At 62.0% G+C, this 20992-nt stretch carries 19 protein-coding genes, 2 tRNA genes and 1 riboswitch; of the genes, 4 read left to right on the forward strand and 17 right to left on the reverse strand.

Features of this window, described 5'->3' with window-relative positions:
• The first annotated feature begins 251 nt into the window (after positions 1-251).
• Complete coding sequence (locus tag KY459_15480; protein MBW3566111.1) at positions 252-2837, forward strand: hypothetical protein; 2586 nt, start codon at positions 252-254, stop codon at positions 2835-2837.
• Between the two features lie 30 nt (positions 2838-2867).
• Positions 2868-4235: a M20/M25/M40 family metallo-hydrolase gene (locus KY459_15485; GenBank protein ID MBW3566112.1), complete on the forward strand. Its 1368-nt coding sequence runs from the start codon at positions 2868-2870 to the stop codon at positions 4233-4235.
• Between the two features lie 306 nt (positions 4236-4541).
• On the opposite strand, the gene KY459_15490 is transcribed toward KY459_15485, so the two are convergent.
• The 10 genes from KY459_15490 to KY459_15535 form a co-directional block, all read right to left on the reverse strand.
• Positions 4542-4994, reverse strand: coding sequence for a PaaI family thioesterase (locus KY459_15490; protein MBW3566113.1), 453 nt, complete (start codon positions 4992-4994; stop codon positions 4542-4544).
• Positions 4991-5290, reverse strand: a complete 300-nt coding sequence (locus KY459_15495; GenBank protein MBW3566114.1) for a zf-TFIIB domain-containing protein — start codon at positions 5288-5290, stop codon at positions 4991-4993. Before KY459_15495 ends, KY459_15490 begins: the two co-directional genes overlap by 4 nt.
• Positions 5291-5318: 28 nt before the next feature.
• Positions 5319-5864, reverse strand: coding sequence for a hypothetical protein (locus tag KY459_15500; protein ID MBW3566115.1), 546 nt, complete (start codon positions 5862-5864; stop codon positions 5319-5321).
• A gap of 39 nt (positions 5865-5903) precedes the next feature.
• Positions 5904-7742 carry a TonB-dependent receptor gene (locus tag KY459_15505; GenBank protein MBW3566116.1) on the reverse strand — a complete coding sequence of 613 codons (1839 nt, stop codon included), beginning with the start codon at positions 7740-7742 and terminating at the stop codon, positions 5904-5906.
• 102 nt (positions 7743-7844) lie between these two features.
• A riboswitch (cobalamin riboswitch) is annotated at positions 7845-8053 on the reverse strand.
• A 339-nt stretch (positions 8054-8392) separates the two neighbouring features.
• Positions 8393-9457, reverse strand: a complete 1065-nt coding sequence (locus KY459_15510) for a hypothetical protein (protein MBW3566117.1) — start codon at positions 9455-9457, stop codon at positions 8393-8395.
• 55 nt (positions 9458-9512) lie between these two features.
• Positions 9513-9604 (reverse strand) — tRNA-Ser (locus KY459_15515).
• An 86-nt stretch (positions 9605-9690) separates the two neighbouring features.
• A tRNA-Ser gene (locus tag KY459_15520) sits at positions 9691-9782 on the reverse strand.
• 49 nt (positions 9783-9831) lie between these two features.
• A complete protein-coding gene (locus KY459_15525) occupies positions 9832-10662 on the reverse strand; it encodes a slipin family protein (protein MBW3566118.1) in 831 nt (276 codons plus the stop codon).
• Positions 10663-10683: 21 nt separating this feature from the next.
• Complete coding sequence (locus KY459_15530) at positions 10684-12048, reverse strand: nodulation protein NfeD (GenBank protein ID MBW3566119.1); 1365 nt, start codon at positions 12046-12048, stop codon at positions 10684-10686.
• A gap of 31 nt (positions 12049-12079) precedes the next feature.
• On the reverse strand, positions 12080-12328 hold the full coding sequence (locus KY459_15535) for a hypothetical protein (GenBank protein MBW3566120.1): 249 nt from the start codon (positions 12326-12328) through the stop codon (positions 12080-12082).
• 93 nt (positions 12329-12421) lie between these two features.
• Between KY459_15535 and KY459_15540 the strand changes: the two genes are divergently transcribed.
• Entirely contained in the window at positions 12422-12652 is a 231-nt protein-coding gene (locus tag KY459_15540; GenBank protein ID MBW3566121.1) for a CsbD family protein, read from the forward strand.
• Positions 12653-12727: 75 nt separating this feature from the next.
• Here KY459_15540 and KY459_15545 read toward each other — a convergent pair whose 3' ends face one another.
• From KY459_15545 to KY459_15555, 3 genes are all read right to left on the reverse strand, one after another.
• On the reverse strand, positions 12728-13417 hold the full coding sequence (locus tag KY459_15545) for an esterase (GenBank protein MBW3566122.1): 690 nt from the start codon (positions 13415-13417) through the stop codon (positions 12728-12730).
• A gap of 105 nt (positions 13418-13522) precedes the next feature.
• Positions 13523-14077, reverse strand: coding sequence for an AmmeMemoRadiSam system protein A (gene amrA, locus KY459_15550; GenBank protein ID MBW3566123.1), 555 nt, complete (start codon positions 14075-14077; stop codon positions 13523-13525).
• Positions 14074-15435, reverse strand: coding sequence for a sigma-54 dependent transcriptional regulator (locus KY459_15555; GenBank protein MBW3566124.1), 1362 nt, complete (start codon positions 15433-15435; stop codon positions 14074-14076). The genes amrA and KY459_15555 overlap by 4 nt, the downstream gene beginning before the upstream one ends.
• A 59-nt stretch (positions 15436-15494) precedes the next feature.
• On the opposite strand from KY459_15555, the gene KY459_15560 reads away from it, so the two are divergent.
• Complete coding sequence (locus KY459_15560; GenBank protein MBW3566125.1) at positions 15495-16433, forward strand: hypothetical protein; 939 nt, start codon at positions 15495-15497, stop codon at positions 16431-16433.
• 105 nt (positions 16434-16538) lie between these two features.
• Here the strand turns inward: KY459_15560 and KY459_15565 are convergent, their stop codons facing one another.
• Genes KY459_15565 through KY459_15580 form a run of 4 tightly spaced genes read right to left on the reverse strand, consistent with a single transcriptional unit; the run spans position 16539 to position 20902 of the window.
• Positions 16539-18503: an arginine--tRNA ligase gene (locus KY459_15565; protein MBW3566126.1), complete on the reverse strand. Its 1965-nt coding sequence runs from the start codon at positions 18501-18503 to the stop codon at positions 16539-16541.
• A complete protein-coding gene (locus KY459_15570; protein ID MBW3566127.1) occupies positions 18500-19225 on the reverse strand; it encodes a histidine phosphatase family protein in 726 nt (241 codons plus the stop codon). The genes KY459_15565 and KY459_15570 overlap by 4 nt, the downstream gene beginning before the upstream one ends.
• Positions 19108-20664 carry a 2,3-bisphosphoglycerate-independent phosphoglycerate mutase gene (gene gpmI / locus KY459_15575; protein ID MBW3566128.1) on the reverse strand — a complete coding sequence of 519 codons (1557 nt, stop codon included), beginning with the start codon at positions 20662-20664 and terminating at the stop codon, positions 19108-19110. The genes KY459_15570 and gpmI overlap by 118 nt, the downstream gene beginning before the upstream one ends.
• Before the next feature lie 49 nt (positions 20665-20713).
• Complete coding sequence (locus KY459_15580) at positions 20714-20902, reverse strand: DUF4177 domain-containing protein (protein ID MBW3566129.1); 189 nt, start codon at positions 20900-20902, stop codon at positions 20714-20716.
• Positions 20903-20992 lie beyond the last annotated feature (90 nt).

Genomic DNA, 20992 nt, shown 5'->3' on the forward strand with positions numbered 1-20992 from the left:
CCCCCCTGCGCCCCCCCCCCGACAAACTCGCGCACTCTGGCACTCACCCCCGGTGCCCCGCTCTTAAATCCCCCTCATGCTTCTGTTTGATTAAGGGGGGGGGGGTCTTCTCGCTGGGGGGGGGGTTTTATAATGTTAATAATAAACCAAAAAATTGGTTTTTTTTTTCTTCTTTGGCGTTTTATTTTCAATTAACCCCCCCCGACCCCGCCTCCCCGACCCGTCTCCCAAATCTTTCCGGAGGGTTGTTCATGAAACGTTGCTTACTTGTAGTCGCCGCGGCCGTCTCGCTTCTCTCGATCTCCCTTTCGGCCCAGCCGAAGCATCCCGACGAGTTTCTTTCGATGAAGATCGGCGCCGACGGCGTTCTCGCCGACTACGATCAGATCGAGCGGTGGTTTCTCCACCTCGACGAGACCTCCGGAAGAGTCCGGACGATCGACCTCGGAGAAACGACGCTCGGCCTGCCGATGATCATGGCGGTCATCTCCTCCGAGGCGAATATCGCGAATCTGCCGGCAATCCGGGATCAGGCCGCAAAACTCGCCGATCCGAGAAGGGGGGGAGACGTCGACGAGCTCGCAGAGAACGGGAAGGCCGTCGTTCTCGTCACCTGCAACATTCATTCGACCGAGATCGGCTCGTCGCAGATGGCGATGCTCTGGGCCTGGGAGCTCGCGACGGCGCCCCCCGGCTCGAAACAGGCGGCGTGGCTCGACGACGTCGTTCTCCTTCTGGTCCCCTCGCTCAACCCGGACGGACAGCAGATGATCGTCGACTGGTACCGCGCTCAGAAGGGCACCGACTTCGAAGGCGGGTGGATGCCGAAGCTCTACCACCACTACGTCGGCCACGACAACAACCGCGACTGGTTCATGCTGACTCAGAACGAGACGCGGGCGCTCAGCCGGGCGCTCTACCACGAGTGGTTTCCGCAGATCTTAGTCGATCATCACCAGATGGGGGCGATCGGACCGAGGATGTTCATTCCGCCGTTTTCCGATCCACTCGACCCCGACATTCACCCGCTGATCTGGCGGGAGATCCAGCTGATCGGCTCGATGATGAGCATGCGGCTCGAGCAGGCCGGCAAAGCGGGCGTCATCTACGACTACGGATACGACGCGTACTGGATGGGAGGGACGCGCAACACGGGATGGTGGAAGAACATCACGGGACTGCTGACCGAGACGGCATCTGTGCGCATCGCGACGCCAATCTACGTTCATCCGACCGAGCTCGCGGGCGGACGGAAGGGGCTTCTCGCCTACAAGCCGCAGGTCAATTTCCCGAATCCCTGGAAGGGGGGATGGTGGCGGCTGAAGGACATCATCGAATACCAGCAGATCAGCGCGAACGCGCTGCTCGAGGTTGCGTCGATGCATCGGGAAGACTTTCTGCGCGACATCCGGGAGCGAGCCGAATCGGCGATCCAGATGGCGAGCGAGCGCGAAGCCTACAAGATTCCGCGCTCGCAGAAGAACAGGCCGACCGCGCGGAAGCTCGCCGAACTGATGGCGGATCACGGGGTCGACGTCATGCAGGACGGCGAGGGGAACTGGTGGATCCCTCTCGACCAGCCCTACGCCCGTTTCGTGCGCGAGATTCTGGGACCGCAGAAGTACATGGAGATTCGGAAGGCCGCAGGAGCCGATCCGCTCGCTCCCTTCGACGTCTCGACCTGGAGTCTGCCGCTCCTGATGAACGTCGAGGTCGAGCACACGCGGATTCCTTTCGACGTGCAGTTGCGAAGGATCACGGCGCCGATCATGGGTGGCCTGTCGCCGGCAGCACCTCCGCTCGCGAACGCCGCGTACTACGCAATCCCGCGCGCATCCGCCGAATCGGCGAAGCTCGTCAACGAAGCGCTCAGGACGTCGGGCTCGGCGCACGTCATGACCGAGTCTTCGAATTCGATCGCCGAGGTGCCCGTACCGGCGCTGATCGAAGCGGGGACGTGGATCGTCGATCCGAGAGGCGCCGAGGCGGCGAGAAGGGTGGCCGGAGAAGCGGGAGTCGACATTCTCCCGGTGCGTGAGGTGCCGGAGACCGCGGTGCGCGTTGGGAGGCCGAGAGTCGGAATCTATCAGCCGACCTCGCTTCCGTCGATGGATGAGGGGTGGACGCGCTTCGTCCTCGAGCGTTTCGGATTCGATCCGGCGACGATCAGCCCATCGGATCTCCGTTCGCCTTCGCGGCGGGGCCTCAGGGCGTCGTTCGATGCGGTCATCCTTCCCGACATCGGTGCCGCACAGCTCGTGACCGGAGAGAGGGAGCCGCAGGATGGTCAGAGGGGGTATTTCCCTGGGTATCCGGCCGAGTACGCGGGAGGTTTCGGAGAGGCGGGCGAGCAGTCGCTGATGCAGTTCGTGAGAGACGGAGGAACGCTGATCGCTCTCGATTCGTCGAGCGAGTGGGTGCTCAAGAAGTTCAATCTCCCGGTGAGCAATGCAATCGGATCGGCCTCGAAGCTGTCGGCCCCGGGGGCGCTTCTTCGGGTGAACGTCGATCAGGGGACGCCGCTGACGTGGGGACTCGGTGCTACGGTGCCGGTGTTCCACGACGACAAGATCGCATTCAGGACGACGGTTCCGGGAGCCGAGACGAAGCGCCGCGTTCTCGCGTGGTATCCGGAGGATCCCGAGGAGATCCTTCTCTCCGGCTGGATTGATGGAGAGGAAGAGCTCGCCCGGACAGCGGCCGCGGTCGCGCTCGAGCATGGCGGTGGCCGCATCGTTCTTTTCGGTTTCCGTCCGCAGAATCGTGCACAGACCCACGGAACATATCCGCTCCTCTTCAACGCCATCTATTGGTCGGTCACGGACCACGGCCTGTAGAATGCCGCCGGCATGAAGAAGGGGGAACGGATGGAAGTCAGGAAAAAGGCTCTGATCGGGTGGACGAAGGAGCGCAGGAGTGAGTATGAGGCGCTCCTCCGGGAGCTCGTGGAGATCCCCACAGTGTCCGCCGAGCCGGAGCGAGAGGATGAGATCCGGAGATGCGCCCGTCTGGCTGTGTCGGCGATCGAGAAGGCGGGTGGACGGGGACAGATCATCGAGACCGACGGATGGCCGATGGTCGCTGGCGAGTTCCACCATTCCGACGACGCTCCGACGGTGACGCTATACAACCATCTCGACGTACAACCGGCGTCGAAGCTGACCGAGCCGTGGACGACCGAGCCCTTCGAGATGGTGACCAGGGGCGATCGCTACTTCGGCCGTGGAACCACGGACGACAAGGGTCCTGCCCTCGCTGCTCTGTTCGGAATCCGGGCGGCGAGAGAAGCGGGCATCCCGATCAACATCCGGCTCATCTGGGAGCTCGAGGAGGAGATCGGATCGCCCAACTTCGAGAAGGCGCTCAAGAAGCACAAGGACGAGCTGAAAACGGACTCGGTTCTGGTTTCCGACACGATCTGGGTCTCTCGGAAGAAGCCGGCCTGTCCGGCGGGACTGCGAGGAATGCAGGCGTTCGAGCTGACCCTCGAGACCGGAGTGACCGACGTGCATTCCGGGACGACGGGGGGAGCAGCGCGCAATCCGCTGGGCGAGCTGATGAAGATCGTCACCGAGATGCACGACGCCGAGACCGGGCGGGTCAAAATCAAGGGATTCTACGACGACGTGGTCAAGCTGTCGGCGAAGGAGAGAAAAGACTTTCTCGAGTCCGGATTCAGCACACGGGATTTCCTCAGGGCACACAAGCTCGAGTCGATGCGAACCGACGACGACCTGGACGCGATGAAACGTCTGTGGGCAATGCCGACCTTCGAGGTACACGGTGTGGTCGGCGGCTACACCGGCCCGGGGATCAAGACGGTGATTCCACAGAAGGTAACGGTCAAGATTTCGTGTCGTCTGGTTCCGAATCAGAAGCCGAAGAGGATCGCGGGGCTCGTCAAGGAGTGGTTGAAGGAGCGCTATCCCGACGTGGAGGTTGTGCTGGAGAACCAGATGGAACCGTTCTCCGCGCCGATCGAAGGACCCTTGCCCGATGCCGTGAGGCGTTCGATGGAGTTCGCCTTCGGCTCGGAACCGGTCTTCATCCGGGAGGGGGGATCGATCGGTGCCGTTCCGACCATGGAGAAGGTCCTCGGGTGCCCGATCCTTTTTCTGGGACTCTCGCTTCCGGAACATGGCTATCATGCGCCGAACGAGAATTTCGACTGGAGACAGGCTTCCGGCGGGATGGTGGCGTTCACGAAGTACTTCAGCGAGCTTTCGGAGCTGTAGCGCCGGTTACCAACCGGCACGTGACAAACGGGGCCGGTTTGCAACCGGCACTCTTCGGGTGCGCCATTCGAGCTTGCGCGACGCCCCGCATCACCGGGAGGGCGAGGCTCCTGCCGAGCCGCAACGTGGCGAGATGGCGGAATGTTCGTTCAGGGTAAAGTACGTGCGCCGTACGAAAATCAACCCTGAAACCGCAACCTTCCCGCCCCTCCCGGTGGGGATGTTTGATCCTCCGAGGCCGCGGCTCGCCAGAGGCTCGCCCTCCCGGTCGTCCCCCCTTGCGCGGCAGCTAGGCGCTACACGCGTCTACTCGCGTTGCGGCAGCTTCGAGGTCGTCAGGACGAAGTCGCAGCTCGCCGTGGCCACGAGCTTCTCTCTCGAGTCGCGCATCTCGACGAGCCCGACGCAGATCGTGCGGCCCTTCTTGACGATTCGAGCCTCGGCGGTGACCCCCGTCTTCGCCCGGCTCGTGAAATGAATCGTCAGGTTCGAGGTGGCGAAGCCCATCCGGCCGTCGAAGTTGGTCGAGAGCGCGCAGGCGGTGGCGGTATCCGCCAGCATCGCGAGGATTCCACCGTGGATCGCTCCTCCGCCGTTGTCGAACTGTTCGAGGAACTCGATCGAGAGCCGGGCGTAGTCGAGCCGCAGCTCCTCGATCCTGAAATGGAGGAATCGACTCGACTGGCTCGCCGAAAACCGCTGCCGCAGCCGGTCGATGAGATCCGGTGCGACGGCCACCGGCGACGGTTCTTCGGTCACCGGAAAATGCTCGCGATTTTCCCGAGAACTCCCTTGTCGTCACCGCCGCTCATCTCCTCGAGCTCGCCCTGATCGAACCAGGTACCGCCGCACGAAACGCAGCGGTCGAGCTCGATTCCCTTCAGCTCGAAATGCTCGAGATCCATCCCGCACTTCGGGCACTTCATGAAGTGGAGCTCCTTGAGGCGGGCCTTTTCGTCGCCGGCCATCGCGCTGGCCTTTTCTTCAGCCGCACGCTTGCGGCGTTCGAGCTCCTGGCGGGCGAAATATTCTTCTTCGTTCTCGCTGGGCTTCATCTCGAATGCTCCTCTGGTTGAATTCGAATCAGTTCGACGCCTGCAACGCCGGTCGCGATCTCCGGATGACCTCCCACGCGCCGAAGAGAACGCCAGTCCAGATGATGTCGCCGGCGAGTGTCGACCAGTAGAACGGAATGGCCGCGGTGAAGCAGGCCGCGAGTCCCGCGGCGGTCTTCGGATAGAGCGGAGTCGACATCCAGACGCCGAAGTTGGAGACGAGGAAGAAGATTCCGGACGCCCCGAAGGCTCCGCCTGCGACGGTCAGAGGTCCGATTCCGATTTTCCGCACGAGAAATCCGAGCGTGACGATCAAAGCGAATGCGCCGTAGACCCAGCCGATCGTCGAATGAAAGCCGATGCCGGCGGTGATCTCGAGAATCAGGTCGCTCAGCAGCAGCGCGGCGAGCGGAACGATAAAGGCCAGCGCCTTCCGGCCGATCTGAGCCCCCGCGAAAAGCGCCAGCGCCCCGACGGGGGTGAGATTCGGTACGTGCGGTACGAATCGAGCCATCGCAGCGGCAAAAATGACGCCCGCGAGCAGTGCGATCCGCATGTTTCTCTCTTCATTCATTCAGTTTGTCCTCCACGTCGCCGTGAACAGGCGACAGGGTCAGAATTTTCCCGAGCGACTATATCTCACTCCCCCGATCACCCTTCGCCCGGGAGAAGGGAAACCGAGAGTCTCCTGATACTGCTCATCGAACAGATTGTCGATTCTGATCCAGGGGGTGAATGATCCGAAACGGCGTGAGACTGAGACGTCGGATCGAATCCACTCTTCGGCCGGCACGGTGCCGAAGGGAAAGCCGGCTTCGACGTCGAGCCGGTCACCGTTGTAGATCGTCGAGAGGGACGCACGCCATTCGCCGTCCGTCCATGCGAGGTCGAGCGCGCCGGAGTCCCGCGGGCGCCTCAGAAGGTCCCGTCCCGCGACCTCGTCCTTCGTCTCGAGCCACGTCCAGGCGAACGCCGCCGTGATCGACTCGCGAAGCCGGACCTGGGTGCCGAGCTCGATTCCTCTGGAGCTCGCAAGCCCTATGTTCCCGGCGCGTCCCGTTGCATTGTCGAACACGATCAGGTTTTCGTAGTCGTTGTCGAACCAGCTGAGGCTCACCCGCCCGCTCTCGAATGACCTGTCGTATCCGATTTCGTATCCCTCCATCGTTTCGGGCCGGACGTCGGGATTGCCGAAGAACGGGTAGTAGAGATCGCCGAGGGACGGCGCGCGGAAGGCTTCCCCCCAGGCGCCGCGGATTCGGTGAGGACCGACGGTTGCCGAAGCGGAGATGCGGGGGGAGGTTTCCGCGCCGAACTGACGGTAGTCGTCGTAGCGGAGACCGGCGATCAGATCGAACCGGACCCGGTCGAATGGCGCGGTCATCCGCTGCTCTGCGAAGATCGCGTTGAGATGCCGCTCTTCGGAATCGAGATTCGTGAACCCGAAGCTCTCGTCCTCGACGACGGCTTCTTCGCTCTCCGCACCGAAGATCGTCGTGCCGAACACCGTCGGGATCGCCGCTGATGCGCTGATCCGGTCGGTGGTCGATCGTGTCCTGCCGGTCTCCGGGCCGAAGAGGCCTTCGGGATCATCGAACTCGATCTGATGTTCGGTCCGGGAGAGGCTCATGTCCCAGGCGCCGCCGCGCCACAGGCCCTCGAGCGGAAGGGCGACCTGCCACTCCCTCCCATTCTGTCTTCTCGAGAGGGAGGGGACACCGAGATTGAACGGGATGCCGAGATCGTAATCGTCGAATCGAAGCTCCAGCCCAGCTCCGAACGAGGGGCGTAGGTCGAAACGGAACGTACCGGTGAATGCGAGTTGCTCGAAATCATCGTTCGGGTGAAATCCCTCGTCGCTTCTCGCCTCCGCGATGACGAGCGTCGAGATCTCGCCGACCGAGCTGACGCCTGCTCTGAAGTGACCGTAGTCGTTCTGTCCGAGCGAAACGGCGCCGAACATTTCGTCGGCTGGGTCGCGCGAGATGATATTGATGACTCCTCCGATCGCGTCCGCTCCGTAGAGTGAGGAGAACGGGCCGCGCACGACTTCGATTCGCTCGATGGCTTCGATCGGGAACCTCCCCCAGTCGAAGCCGCTGAAGTAAGGATCGTTGATCTCGATTCCGTTCCAGAGAACGAGCGTCTGGGTCGAGCTCGCGCCTCTCATGAAGAGCGATGCCTGCTTCCCGACCGAACCTGCGCGCGCCACGATGATGCCGGGAACCGCGCGCAGGAGCTCGGCGACGTCGGTGGCCTGCTTCTGCTCGATCTCTTCGCGTGTGATGACCTCGACGCTGACAGGGACCTCCTCGACGGGCTCCTCGATGGCGGACGCCGTCACGGTGATCTCTGCCTGGGTTGCGGGGGTGGCCGGGGGATCTGCTGCGAGGGCTGGAACCGGGGCGCTGCTGAGAATGATGAAGACTGCGAATACTGAGAAACGATGCATCTGGTCTCCTTCCGCTTCCCACCGAAGCGTGTCGGGATGAGAAGGAGGCCGGATTTCTGCCCGCCTCGCACCCCGGAGGTCGCGAGCGCGCTTCGAGCACGCTCTGGTTGGACGTCATCGGGCCGGTCTCCTGACTTCCGGGTCAACCGTCTCGCTCCGTCTTCCCGAACCCGAGGTTCAGTGACTTTCGGAGAGCGATTCGTCGCCGGTTACAGTGGCGGGGGCCGCGCTGGCTTTTCACCAGCTTCCCTGATCCCTTGCTTCGGGATCGCCGCGCTGACGCTTGGAGCACCCATGCGGGTGCGATGAAAAGAACTGCGAGAGAGTATAGCTGATGAGGCAGGGGTTAGGGATTAGGAGACAGGAGACAGGATTCAGGAGCCAGGAATCAGGAGACAGGAGTCATGGGCGTACCCAGTAGTCGCTCGCTAGCTCAACCACCGCGTCATTCTGAGCCCGGCGCAGCGCGGGCGAAGAATCTGGGCGGGGGATCGTGAGTCACCCTTGCATCAACTCACCACGTGACTCACGAGCCGCCCCCAGGTCCTTCGTCGCTTCGCTCCTCAGGATGACGAACCAACGCTGACCTCAAATCCTCTACCTGGCTCCTGGCTCCTGAATCCTGCTCCCTGAATCCTAATCCCTGATCCCTACTTCAGGATATTCACGTCGAGGGTGATTCTGAGCTTCAGCTTCCGGTGACGCCGGATCTCGTCGAGAGTCAGGTTGAGAGGGACGGTGACCTCGCGGCTGAGGCCGTCGGCCTGTCGACGTTCCGCTGAAGAAGCAAGGGGAGGTGTTGCGGAGGGAATCGAGCTGAGAATCTGGTCGGGGAGGGGGATCTCGACCGAATCCATTGGTACCGGTGCGGGGAGCTCGCCGGGGATCTGCAATTCGGCAAAGGAGGCGTTGAAGGGACGGTCGCCCGCCGGCTCCGTGCGGACCAGCGGGATCGATTCGTCCTCGCCGCTCTCGACCGAGATCTCCTCGCGGTCCGAGCCCGGCGTCGCCACCTCGGTCACGAGGACGTCGTCATCCCAGACGTCGTCGCTCGGCTGATCCGACGGCTCCGGCGTTCCCTCCCGGTTCAGCATCTGAAGGTCCTTCACCGCTTCCTTGCTGGACAGCCCGTACTTCTTCCCCAGACTGTCGAGCACACGCTGGGTGATTCCTTTCAACGTCTCCTCGACGCCGAGTCCGGAGATCGCTACCGACTCGAACGATGGCACGCCGAGCTCATTGACCTTCTCCTCGAGCGTATCGACAGGGAGGACGTTCGGAAGGTCGCGCTTGTTGTACTGCATCACCAGGGGGAGCTCCTTCAGCCGCAAACCTTGCTTTCGGAGATTCTCGTCGAGGTTCTCGAGGCTCTCGATGTTGGCGTCGAGCGCGAAGTCCTGGCTGTCGACGACGAAGACGACTCCGTCGGCACCCTTTAGCACGAGCTGGCGGGTCGAGTTGTAGTAGACCTGCCCCGGCACCGTGTAGAGCTGCAGCTTGGTGCGCATTCCTCGTATCGTTCCGAGATCGAGCGGGAGGAAGTCGAAAAAGAGCGTGCGGTCGGTCTTGGTCGCGAGCGAGAGCATCTTGCTCTTCGAGTTGGAGGGGAGGGAGTCGTAGATGAACTGGAGGTTGGTCGTCTTTCCGCAGAGGCCGGGGCCGTAGTAGACGATCTTGGCCGTGATCTCCTTCGTCGCATAGTTGAAGAGAACCATCCCGTTCGGCAGAGTAGCTGACCGTCGAGAAGAGTGTCAACGAAGGGGGAAAGAGTGGCGGAGAGAGAGGGATTCGAACCCTCGGTACCAGTTTCCCGGTACGGCGGTTTAGCAAACCGCTGGATTAAGCCACTCTCCCATCTCTCCGCAGTGGTGGCTCGTTGCGAGCTGTTCAATCAACGGCGTCTCTCCAAACATTCCAGCGATGATCCGGTCGCTACGGGAGAGGGCGCTGGCGGAGGAGGTGGGATTCGAACCCACGGTACCGGTTCCCCGGCACGGCGGTTTTCAAGACCGCTGCCTTCAACCACTCGGCCACTCCTCCGTGCCGTCCGATCAACACGAACGAGCGGCTGACGATTTCGAGACGGCCTTCACTCGCGCGACAGAGGAGTCGATCCGGGAAGGGTCGAAGGACCCGACGAGCCGCTCTGCCGTGACGTGCGACCCGCGCCGCGAGCACTCTCGGTGAAACCGGCGATGAGGTCGACCGGCAGAGGGAAGACGATCGTCGTATTCTTCTCCATTCCGATCTCGGTCAGCGTCTGCAGATAGCGGAGCTGGATGGTGACCGGCTCCTTCGCCATCATTCCTGCCGCCTGGACCAGCTTTTCGGCAGCCAGCAGCTCACCCTCGGCGTGAATGATCTTCGAGCGCTTCTCGCGCTCCGCTTCGGCCTGGCGGGCGATGGCGCGTGTCATCTGCTCGGGAATGTCGACCTGCTTGACCTCGACGTTGACGACTTTCACACCCCAGGGGGCGGTGTGTTTGTCGAGAATCTCCTGCAGACGATCGTTGAGTTTTTCGCGCTCGGTCAGGAGATCGTCGAGCTCGACTTCTCCGAGGACGGAGCGAAGCGTCGTCTGCGCGAACTGGAAGGTCTGGAAGATGTAGTCCTCGACTTCGACGACGGCCCTTCTCGGGTCGATGACCCGAAGGAAGATGACGGCGTTGACCTTCACCGAGACGTTGTCGCGCATGATGACGTCCTGGGGAGGAACCTCGAGTGCGACCTGCCTCAGAGAGATCCGAACCATCCGGTCCAGAGGTGCGAAGACCAGGACGAGTCCCGGGCCCTTCGCGGCATCCAGGAGACGCCCGAGGCGGAAGATGACCCCACGTTCGTACTCCGCGAGGATCTTGACCGAGCTCAGCAGATAGAGCCCGATGATGACTAGAAATACGGTCAGTCCAAAACCACCCATGTGTACCTCCTGTGGGAACGATTATATCGATGGAGTCGCGGGACGGTCCGGCGGAGGCGCATTCTCGCTCGAGGCGTCGGCGGGCGCGACCGTCAGATGAAGACCCTCAATCCGTGTGACGACCACTGTCGACCCGGCCTCGATCGGACTCGTTGACGTCGCCGACCAGATCTCGCCGTGAACGAAAACCTTTCCCGTCGGATCGAGTCTGGTCTGCGCCGTTCCCAGCTCGCCGACCATCCCTTCCTCACCGGTATCCGTCCGACGGCGCTGTGCACGGATTGCAATCGTGACGAGGAATACCGAGATCAGACCGATCGGGAGGCTCACCGCGAGCGCGGTCACCCAGTGAACCTGCATCTCCGGCACCGGTCCGTCGACCAGCATCAGTCCACCGATGAAGAGTGCGATGACACCGCCCGTCGCGAGAACGCCGTGGCTGGTCACGAGCGCTTCGAGCGCGAAGAGCGCGAATGCCAGGAGAATCAGCGCGACTGCCGCGTAGCGGATCGGAAAGATGTTCAGGGCGAATACGGCGAGAAGAATGAAAAGCCCGCCGACGACTCCGGGGAGAATTGCTCCGGGATTGTTCAGCTCCGCCCAGAGTCCGAGCATGCCGATGCTGAAGAGGATGTAGGCGACATTCGGATCCATGATGAATGACAGAAGTCGCTGTCGTACGGTCATCTCGAGAGTCCGCACCTGCTGGTCATCGAGATCGAGCGTCGCGCTCGAGCCGTCGAACCGGCGGATCGAGCGCCCGTCGAGCTGATCGAACAGATCGTCGCGCGTTGCAGCGATGACGTCGATCAATCGCAGCTCGAGCGCTTCGTCCTCCGTGTAGGATTTCGACTCGCGGACCGCGGCTTCGGCCGCCTCGACGTTGCGACCACGTTTGTCGACGACGGTTCGCATGAGGGCAGCGGAATCGTTCTGCATCTTTTCCTTCATGACGTCGTCGAGCTGGTCACCGAGGAGGACCGGATGAGCGGCGCCGGTGTTGGTTCCGGGAGCCATGGCTGCGACGTCGGCCGAAACGAGGATGAAGAATCCCGCGGATGCAGCCCGGCTCCCCGCCGGCTCCACCCAGACGATCACCGGAACCGCCGACCGGGTAATCGCGTTGACGATCTCTCTCGTCGAAGTCTCGAGGCCTCCGGGCGTTCGGAGGATCACGAGGATCGCTTCCGCCTCGACTCTCTCGGCCTCGACGATCCCTCGTTCGATGAACTCGGCCGAGATCGGATGGATCAGATCGTCGACGACGATCTCGATCACCTCGCCGCTTGCGGAAGGAGAGAACAGAAGGGAAACAAGGACGGCGAAGGCTCCGACTAGCGCCCGTGCGTCACGCGTTCGCGTGGGCCGGTTGCCCCTCAGGTCCATGATTTCTGCCTTTTTCTGCATCTCTTCCGGTTCAGCTTATCGCGATGAACGCGATAAGGGCCGAAAAAATCAGAATCAGGGCGATCAGCACCCCCAGCCAGAGCCGGCTTCGTCTGCCGAATCGCACGCGGCCTTCATCCGATTCGATCATCAGGCTCCGGAAGAACCCGACGAGCGCGCCGCCGGTGGCCAGGAAGGCGATCAGACTCAGTCCGATCGTCACCAGAAGGGTCTGGGTGAGATCGGGATTCTGAGGCGTCAGAACTGCCGGGACCGGCATCATCATTGCACTTAATAACTGTGCTTCAAGACGGTGGAGCGAAACAATGTTCCACCGGGAATCAGAGAAGACCGAACCACGAAAGGAGAACACATGTACGAGAAGGAAAGAACCGATCGAACGAACTCCATCTGGAACCAGGTCGAAGGTAATTGGCATCAGTTCAAAGGCCGTGTCAAGGAGAAATGGAACGATCTGAGCGACGATGAGATCGAGCAAATGGAAGGTCGGCGTGAGAAAATCGTCGGCACGATTCAGGAGAAGTACGGCGAGAATCAGTGGAAACAGGCTGATATCGAGCGCGAGCTCGAGACCTACAGATAAGGTCTCGCTCCGACGCAGCGTAACAAAAAAGGGAGGCGTCATGCCTCCCTTTTTCTGTGCCCGTGAAAGCGGGACCTACCAACCCATTTTCTCGATGTAGTAAGGAAGCATCTTTCGCCACCACGGCCAGTCGTGACTCACGTCGTGGCCCCACAGATCGCGCACGTGGTCGATTCCCTTCCCGTGGAGCATTTCCGAAAAACGGATCGTTGCGCCGGGTACCTCCCACTGGCCCTGGCCGGTGACCAGGTTGATTCTGCAGTCGGACCGAAGCATGTCGAGGCCATACCCTCCGAGATTCGCGACGAACGCCATCGGGTTGTTGAAATAGGAGCTCTCGTCCGAGTACCCCCTCAGGTAGTCGGGTCCGAGATCGTAAAAGCCGCTCATACCGATGAGTGTGTCGAAAAGATCGGGTCGGCGAAAGAGTGCATTCGCCGCGTGAAAGGCGCCGAACGAGGCGCCGGAAACGGCGATTCGAACCGAGCCGCTTCCCGAAGCGTGGCGGATGTACGGGACGACCTCGTCCTCGATGTAACGGGAGTAGAGATGCTGGCGCCGGGCCTGCTCGTGAACCGGAAGGTTCCGGTCCATCCATGCGTGCCTGTTGATCGATTCGATCGAGAAGACCCTGAGGCGTCCCTGCCGGATGAACGGCTCGATCGACTTGATCAGAAAGAATCGCTCGTTCTCGAGAAAGTCTGCTGCAGCCGTCGGATAGAGCAGCAGCGGTTTGCCGGCATGCCCGTAGGTCACGATCGGCATCGGCAGACCGAGGGCGGGGCTGTTCCATCCCTCGTTTCTCCGCGGCAGAGAGGGATCGACGTATTCGAAGTACATGGTCTCAGGGCTCCGGAATGTCTCGAAATCTTATGACTCGGGCTCGACGAATTTGTCCACGCGGTAGGTCCAGAATTTCATCTCATCGGACCAGAAGTGACCGGGCAGACCGGCTTTGAGCCTCAGATGCCGAAGAAAGGTCTCGGGGGTGTCGAGATCTTCCCACACCTGCGGGAGAAAGGTCGCGCGCCGTCCGCGATATTCGAGGAGGAGGCCGTCGACACCCGGGCGGATCCTCGTGAGGAGATCCTTCTCGCTCGAGACCTCGAATGGCTCGAGCGGCGAAAGCACCGAAACCTCGAAGCGGACGCCGTCGAGCTCGGCGGCCGTCAGCGGAGGAAAGCGAGGATCGTGGAGCGCGGCCGCAAGCGCATTCTGCCGGACGTCCTCGATCAGGTCCCGGCAGGGTTCCAGCGAACCGATGCAACCTCGCAGATCACCCTGAACAGTGATCGTCACGAAGCACGCGCGCTCGAGCCCGGAGTGGCTCGATTGTTCCGCCGCACGGTTTTTCAGGACCGACTCCACGGTTTTTCGCGCGAGCACAGGAAGGCTCTCTCCGACGAAGTGTGGCGAATCCGTCATTTGTCGAGCTTGGAGTAGAGAGTCGACGGGCTGATGCCGAGGAGCCGCGCCGCCTTGCGACGATTGCCGCCGGCCGCTTCGACGGCACGCGCAACGTAGTCGCTGACGACTTCCTCCAGTGGGCGCACATCCCATTCGGCGAGCGGACCGGCATCCGACCTTGCTGAAGGTGCAGTGGCGCGGTCGATCTGAAGATCTTCGGTGCGAATCTGCCCTTTCGGTGCTACGAGCAGGGCGCGCTCGAGTACGTTCCTCAGCTCCCGCACGTTGCCGGGCCAGGGATACGTGCCCAGAGCGGCGAGCGCCCGATCGCTCAGCGACGGCTCGCGAATGCCGAGTTGCCGACCGAGGCTGAGGAGGAAGTAGTTCGCGAGAAGCGGGATGTCCTCGAGCCGCTCACGAAGCGGAGGGATACGAATCCGGACGACGTTCAACCGGTAATAGAGGTCCCTCCGAAACTCTCCGTTCTCGACGGCGGCGGCCAGGTCTCTGTTGGTTGCCGCAACGAGGCGGAAGTCGACGGACAGATCGCGGACTCCGCCAACCCGGCGAAACCGCTTGTCTTCGAGCGCCTTGAGCAGACGAGCCTGGATCGAGACTTCCATCTCGCCGATCTCATCGAGAAAGATCGTCCCCTTGGAGGCCAGCTCGAAAAGTCCGGGCTTGGTCGTGGTCGCGCCGGTGAACGATCCCTTCTCGTGACCGAAGAGCTCCGATTCGAGGAGCTCCCTCGACAGCCCGGCGCAGTTGAGCTCGACCATCGGACCTTTCGACCTGGGGGACTTCTCATGAATGAGTCTCGCGATCAGCCCCTTGCCTGCTCCCGACTCCCCTTCGAGAAGCACGGGACTCGGCGCCGGCGCGACGCGCTCGACCAGCGCGTTGAGCTCCGATGCCACCGCGGAGACTCCTATGAACCGATTCTCTCCGCCCGAGTCGGGGCCGTCGGCCTGCCGCCGGAGCGCTGCGATCTCCCGTTTCGTCTCGAGTCCCCGCTCAACCTGTTCGAGCGTCAGCTTGAGCGTGTTGCCGTCGAACGGTTTCTGAAGGAATGTTTCTGCTCCCCGGGACATCGTCGTCACGACCGTTTTGAGATCTCCGGCTCCGGAGATCATCACGACTGCGATCGACTCGAAATGACTCTTGACCTGTTCGAGAACATCGACGCCGGAGCCATCCGGCAGATGAACGTCGAGAAGAACGAGATCGGGCGAAAAGGAATGGAGCTTCTGGTAGCCTTCCTTTGCAGTGCCGGCGCCCTCGGCTTTCCATCCCTCGAGATCGAGGAGCGCGAGGAGTCCGGCCCGAACACCTTCGTCATCGTCGATGACGAGGGCTCTCTTTTCCCCGGTTTCCATGAGGACAACGATATTCGACGTTTTTTACAAAGTCGATGATTGATGCGAGTGCAGAAGGCATGAGCCTCCGGAGGCTCTCTCGATGGGCTCTGCTGGTGGCGCTGCTCTTCCCGTGCGCTGCCGGGGCCGGTGATGCCGGCGCCGCGATCCACGTGACCGCTCCTCCCGAGCTCGAGGGACTCGCGGCTCGGATCGAAGCGATCGACCCGGCCGATCTGAAGTTTCTGGAGGACCTGACCGGAGCGAAGCTCGACGGGGAGATCGACGTCGAGCTCGTCGATGAGAACCACTGGCTCGCTCAATCGACCCCCGAGTACGTCGCGGGATTCGCAAGGGGAGAGGAGATCGTGCTGTTTCCGGCACGCGCGAGCCGTTATCCGAATTCCGGTCTGGACGAGCTTCTGCGGCATGAGCTCGCACATGTCCTGATCTTCCGCGCATCCGGCGGCGCCGGGGTTCCTCGCTGGTTTCACGAGGGCCTTGCGACTCTCGCCGCCACTGACTGGAGCATCGAGGATCGGCTGATCCTCAGCTTCGGTGTGATGACGAGCGGCGACAGGAGACTCGAGTCGGTCGAGGAGGGATTCAGAGGGGATGCGGCGACGATCAGGCGCTCCTATGCGCTTTCCTTCGCGTTCGTTCGGGAGCTGGTCCTCGATCACGGGCCGGGGGCGCCGTCGGCAATCCTCCGGCAGCTCGCCGCGGGGCGGGACTTTCGCCAAGCATGGGTGTCGGTCACCGGCGAAACGCTTTATGTTGCGGAGACGCGGTTCTGGAAGCGCCGGACGATCTGGAACCAGTGGGTGCCGATCGTGACCAGCTCGGTTTTCCTCTGGGCGCTCGTGACGTTGCTGGCGACCTGGGCGATTGGCGTCCGGCGCAGACGGGACCGGAAGGTGCTCGCCAGATGGGAGGACGAAGAGCAGGCTGCGCTCCGGTCGCTTCTGAATCGTCTCCCCGCGCCTGACGAGGACGATCCCGACGAGATCGTACACTGAGAGGCGGGGTCGGGTCTGAACTTGGAACTTAACGCTCACACGCTTCGCGTTGGGCGAGACTGCCGAGCGTTAAGTTCCAAGTTCAGACCCGACCCCGCAATCGACCTACATTCGAGCCGGGACCGGAATGCCGAGAAGCTCGAGAATCGTCGTCATTCCTTTGCGGAAGACTTCGACGACGGCGGCGCGGCGGCGTCGTTCTCGCGGATCCGGCTCGTTCAGGATCGAGTATTTCTGATAGAAGGTGTTGAACTTCTGGCAGAGCTCGAGGGCGTGATGCGTGATGGTCGAAAGTTCGAGGGTCTCGACGGCACGACGCACGATCTCGCCGGTCATCGAAGCGAGCCGGACGATCTCCCACGCTTCGTCGTTGATCGGGTCACCGACGGTGAGGAAGTCGAGCTCCTGCGCAGTGTCGAGCCCCGTCGCAACACCTCTCTCCGCCATCTTCCGGAAGATGTTCGAGGCACGGACGGTCGAGTACTGCAGGTAGGGTCCGGAGTCTCCCTCGAACGACAGTGCCTCGGCGAAATCGAAGGCGATCACACGGTTGGTTCCGTACTTCAGCATGAAGTAACGGAGTGCCGCGATCGCGATCAACCGCGCCAGATCTCCGTCTTGATCCGAGCCGGCTCCTTCGTCGGCGCGGGAGCGGACTTCCTCGAGCGCCTTCCGCTCGAGCGCATCGAGCAGGTCGTCCGCCTTGACTCCGACACCCTTCCGTCCCGACATCTCCACGGTTCTCTTTTCCTGATCATCCTCGCTGAGCGTGAGTCCGAGGTCCGCCGCCGTCGCCGGACTCAGCGCGACCATCTCGTACGAGAAGTGGATCGAGTTGTCGGCCTCTTTCTCGTGTCCCATCAACCGCAGCCCTTCGCGTACGATCTTCTGCAGATACGCCTGCCGGTTGTCGATCACGTTGTAAACGCGATCCGCATCGCCAAACTGTGGTGCACCCGACTCTCCGTCGGAAGACGCGGATTGCCAGACTGTGTGTCCGTCGGGATACCGGTGGAAACGCTTGTATTCGAAGCCGCGCGGGAGAAGCCCGAACTTCCAGAGCTGATAGGCGATGTCCTTGCCGACGTAGGTCACCGTCCCGTTCGATCGAACGAGAATTTTGTCGGGCTCTTCGAGTCCCTCGAACTCCGGAGAGTCGGAGAGCCGCATGACCCAGCAGCCGGCGTGCTTCCCTTCTTCCTCGTAGACGACGGCTCCGGTTTCTTTCAGGTGCTCGAATGCCGCATGCCAGAAGCGGAGTTTGATGATGTCGCTTTCCTCGGTCAGCGCGTCGTACCGGATTCCGAGACGCCACATGGTTTCGATGTGATGCCGGACGATCGCGTCCGAGACCAGCGCGGCGAGCTCCGCGGTCTCTCCCTGCTGTGACTCGATTTCATGAAGCGTCTCAGCGCGGAGCTTTTTATTGTCCTCGCTCTCTTCGTAGAAGGCGCCGACCCGGGCGTAGAGATCCCAGCAGTAGTAGTCGAATCTCGGTGTCGTGCTAGCGATTCGTTTCCGCACCTCGTCGATGCCTTCACCGGTGAGTTGCTGAAACCCCACGACGACGTCGGCAACCTGGACCCCGGTGTCGTCGATGTAATTCTGGATCTCGACGTCATGCCCGAGCCACCGGAGGCAGCGTACGAGCGTGTCGCCGAGCACGGCATTACGGAGGTGCCCGATGTGAGCGGCCTTGTTGGGATTGATGTTGGTGTGCTCGACGAGGATGCGCTCGGTCGCAGGTCCGGGGTGGGGTGCCGGATCCCCCACGGCGTTCCGGAGAAATGTCCGCCGATCGATCCTGAAATTGATGTAGCCGGCCCCTTCGACCGTGACGGATTCCACACTCGCCGGGAGCGGGAACCCGTCAACCAGCTTCTTCGAGATTTCTCGCGGGCTCATTTTGAGAGGTCGGGCGAGCTCCATCGCAACGGCGCTCGCGAGATCGCCCATCTCGATTCGGGGCGGGATCTGCATCTTCGCCTCGTCGAGCGCGTGGCCGAACAGAGTGAGGACCCTCTCGTCGATCTTGCGGGCGAGCTCAGTCTGGATGTCGTGAAACGTCATGGTTCCCCTCGCGTGTGAGAATGATCGTTCCATCCCCGAAGATAAAACTGCTCTTCGTGCCGTTCGATGATTGTGATCCCCGTGTTCGACTGCAGGAAACGACGCGCCGACTGCAGCGGAAGATCGAGCAGATCCATTGTGAGCACCTTGATCGCCGTCGCGTGAGAAATGATCATCGGCCGGACGACCTCGTGCTCTTCGATTTGATCGAGTGCACGCCGCATGCGCGTTTGAACGTCGAAGAAGGATTCACCACCGGGACAGGGATGGAACGGATCGGTGCTCCACTTCTGATAATTCTCCTGATCCGAGGCGCGGACGTCGAGAAAGCTCCGCCCTTCCCATTCTCCGCAATGCAGCTCGCGCAGGTCATCGAGTATTCGGACCTCGAGGTCCAGAGCACGGCCGATCGCCTCTGCGGTGGCCGCCGTTCTTCCGAGCGGAGAGGCCCAGAGCGAGTCCGGCTTGACATGTCGTGCCGCCGCGGCGAGCCTTTCGACCTGCAATCGGCCAGTCTCGGTCAGAGGGCTGTCGGTCCAACCCTGCGCGATCCCTTCGACATTGTCGACCGTCTCTCCGTGCCGGGCGAGAATCAGTGTTTCGATCAGGGAGCAGCCTCCAGCAACGATTCGCTCGTCATCGCTGCGGGGCGGGGAAGCCTCAGAATCTCCAGAATTGTCGGCGCCACGTTCGAAAGAGCCCCGCCGTCGCGCAACTGGCATTTCATTCCGTGGACGATCAGAGGAACGCGGCTCGTCGTGTGCGCCGTATGGGGCTGTCCTGTCTCCGGATCGAACATCATCTCGGCATTTCCATGATCCGCGGTGATGACGGCGATCCCGCCGCGCGCGTCGACCGCCCCGAGAATCCGTCCGACCGCCGCGTCGGTATGTTCGATCGCCTCGATCGTCGCCTCCATGACTCCTGTGTGACCCACCATGTCGGGATTTGCAATGTTCATGACGATGACGTCGTGACGGCCGGACTGGATCTCCTCGATCACCCGGTCCGTGAGCCGCGGCAGCGACATTTCGGGCTGCAGATCGTATGTCGCAACCTTCGGTGAATCGACGAGGATCCGCTCCTCGCCTGGGCTCGCGGTATCCGATCCACCGTTGAAGAAGAAGGTCACGTGGGCGTACTTTTCGGTCTCGGCAATGCGGAGCTGCCGGAGACGGTTTCGCGAGAGTACCTGGCCGAGATGGTCCTCGACCGCCTCGGGGGGGAAAAGGGCCGCGAAGTCCCAGTCCTCGTGATAGCGGTTCATCGTGACGACGCGCACGTCGGGCAGCTTCGTCCGCTCGAAACCGTGAAACGAGGGGTCGGTGAACGCGGTCACGATCTGCCGCATCCGGTCCGAGCGGAAGTTGAAGAAGACGATGGTGTCGCCGTCCGCGATGACGGGAGCGGACCGGTCGGCGGAGTCGACCACGACGATCGGCGTCATGAATTCATCGGTCATTCCCTCTTCGTAATTTTTCCGGACGGTTCCCACCGGGTCGGATGTGCGGGTACCGCTGCCGAGGGTCATCAGGTCGTAGCCGACGCGCGTGCGCTCCCACCGCTTGTCCCGATCCATCGAGTAGTAGCGGCCGACCACGGTCGCGAGTCTCGCCATCGGATGCTTTTCGAGAGTTTCGAGCAGAGTCGTGAGGTAACGGTCTGCCGAGCGGGGTGGGGTATCGCGGCCATCGAGAATGGCGTGAACGAAGACTCTCGGTCCATCCGCCTTCCAGTCCCGGCGGCAGGCCGCATCGATGAGTGCCTCGAGATGTCGCTGAAGCGAGTGAACTCCACCGGGGGAGAGGAGACCGGCGAGATGAAGGTTTCCGGAACCGGCCGTCAGGCGCGAGAGCTCCGCGGTGAGAACTTCGTTCGACGCGAGCTCGCCCGATTCGGCGGCCTTCGAGATCCGAACGACGTCCTGATCGACGACGCGGCCCGCTCCGATGTTGAGGTGTCCCACCTCGGAATTGCCCATCTGACCTTCCGAGACGCCGACCGCGATTCCGGAGGCCGCCACGGTGGTCCAGGCGTCGTTCGCGTAGAGAGCGTCGAACGCCGGGGTCCGGGCCTGGGCGATCGCGTTGAATTCTTTCTCGTGGCGGCAGCCGAAGCCGTCGAGAACGATCAGGATGAGAAAGGGTCTGTCCTCAGGCATGCTCGATACTCACCCCGAGACGGGGCGGTCGCTGAGGGGAACGGTTCAGTCAGCTCTGCTTTTCACGCTTGAAAACCATTCCGATGTGGTCGGTCGCACCCGTCTTGAAGTTGATCGACGTGATGCTCACCAGCTCCCAACCCTCGTCACCAAGGCGATTGAGCTCTTCGGCCCGCCTCGGATCCATCGAATAGTTTTCAGAGCGGACATTGATGATCTTGTACTCCCACCGCTTCATGAGCTCCGCCTCCCCCATGTCCTCTCGAACCCGGCGAACGAAAAGTCTAGCACACGTCGGTGCTGTCGCCGGGCGGGGAAGTGTAATGCC

It is taken from the genome of Acidobacteriota bacterium, from assembly GCA_019347945.1.
Classification (GTDB): domain Bacteria; phylum Acidobacteriota; class Thermoanaerobaculia; order Gp7-AA8; family JAHWKK01; genus JAHWKK01.

Coding starts and splice junctions, on each gene's coding strand:
- KY459_15495 (MBW3566114.1), bottom strand. CDS start 5,290: ATGAAGCCCAGCGAGAACGAAGAAGAATATTTCGCCCGCCAGGAGCTC.
- KY459_15505 (MBW3566116.1), bottom strand. CDS start 7,742: ATGCATCGTTTCTCAGTATTCGCAGTCTTCATCATTCTCAGCAGCGCC.
- KY459_15485 (MBW3566112.1), top strand. CDS start 2,868: ATGGAAGTCAGGAAAAAGGCTCTGATCGGGTGGACGAAGGAGCGCAGG.
- KY459_15500 (MBW3566115.1), bottom strand. CDS start 5,864: ATGAATGAAGAGAGAAACATGCGGATCGCACTGCTCGCGGGCGTCATT.
- KY459_15510 (MBW3566117.1), bottom strand. CDS start 9,457: ATGGTTCTCTTCAACTATGCGACGAAGGAGATCACGGCCAAGATCGTC.
- KY459_15565 (MBW3566126.1), bottom strand. CDS start 18,503: ATGACGTTTCACGACATCCAGACTGAGCTCGCCCGCAAGATCGACGAG.
- gpmI (MBW3566128.1), bottom strand. CDS start 20,664: ATGCCTGAGGACAGACCCTTTCTCATCCTGATCGTTCTCGACGGCTTC.
- KY459_15580 (MBW3566129.1), bottom strand. CDS start 20,902: ATGAAGCGGTGGGAGTACAAGATCATCAATGTCCGCTCTGAAAACTAT.
- KY459_15560 (MBW3566125.1), top strand. CDS start 15,495: ATGAGCCTCCGGAGGCTCTCTCGATGGGCTCTGCTGGTGGCGCTGCTC.
- KY459_15525 (MBW3566118.1), bottom strand. CDS start 10,662: ATGGGTGGTTTTGGACTGACCGTATTTCTAGTCATCATCGGGCTCTAT.
- KY459_15530 (MBW3566119.1), bottom strand. CDS start 12,048: ATGGACCTGAGGGGCAACCGGCCCACGCGAACGCGTGACGCACGGGCG.
- KY459_15480 (MBW3566111.1), top strand. CDS start 252: ATGAAACGTTGCTTACTTGTAGTCGCCGCGGCCGTCTCGCTTCTCTCG.
- amrA (MBW3566123.1), bottom strand. CDS start 14,077: ATGACGGATTCGCCACACTTCGTCGGAGAGAGCCTTCCTGTGCTCGCG.
- KY459_15540 (MBW3566121.1), top strand. CDS start 12,422: ATGTACGAGAAGGAAAGAACCGATCGAACGAACTCCATCTGGAACCAG.
- KY459_15535 (MBW3566120.1), bottom strand. CDS start 12,328: ATGCCGGTCCCGGCAGTTCTGACGCCTCAGAATCCCGATCTCACCCAG.
- KY459_15545 (MBW3566122.1), bottom strand. CDS start 13,417: ATGCCGATCGTGACCTACGGGCATGCCGGCAAACCGCTGCTGCTCTAT.
- KY459_15555 (MBW3566124.1), bottom strand. CDS start 15,435: ATGGAAACCGGGGAAAAGAGAGCCCTCGTCATCGACGATGACGAAGGT.
- KY459_15570 (MBW3566127.1), bottom strand. CDS start 19,225: ATGCCAGTTGCGCGACGGCGGGGCTCTTTCGAACGTGGCGCCGACAAT.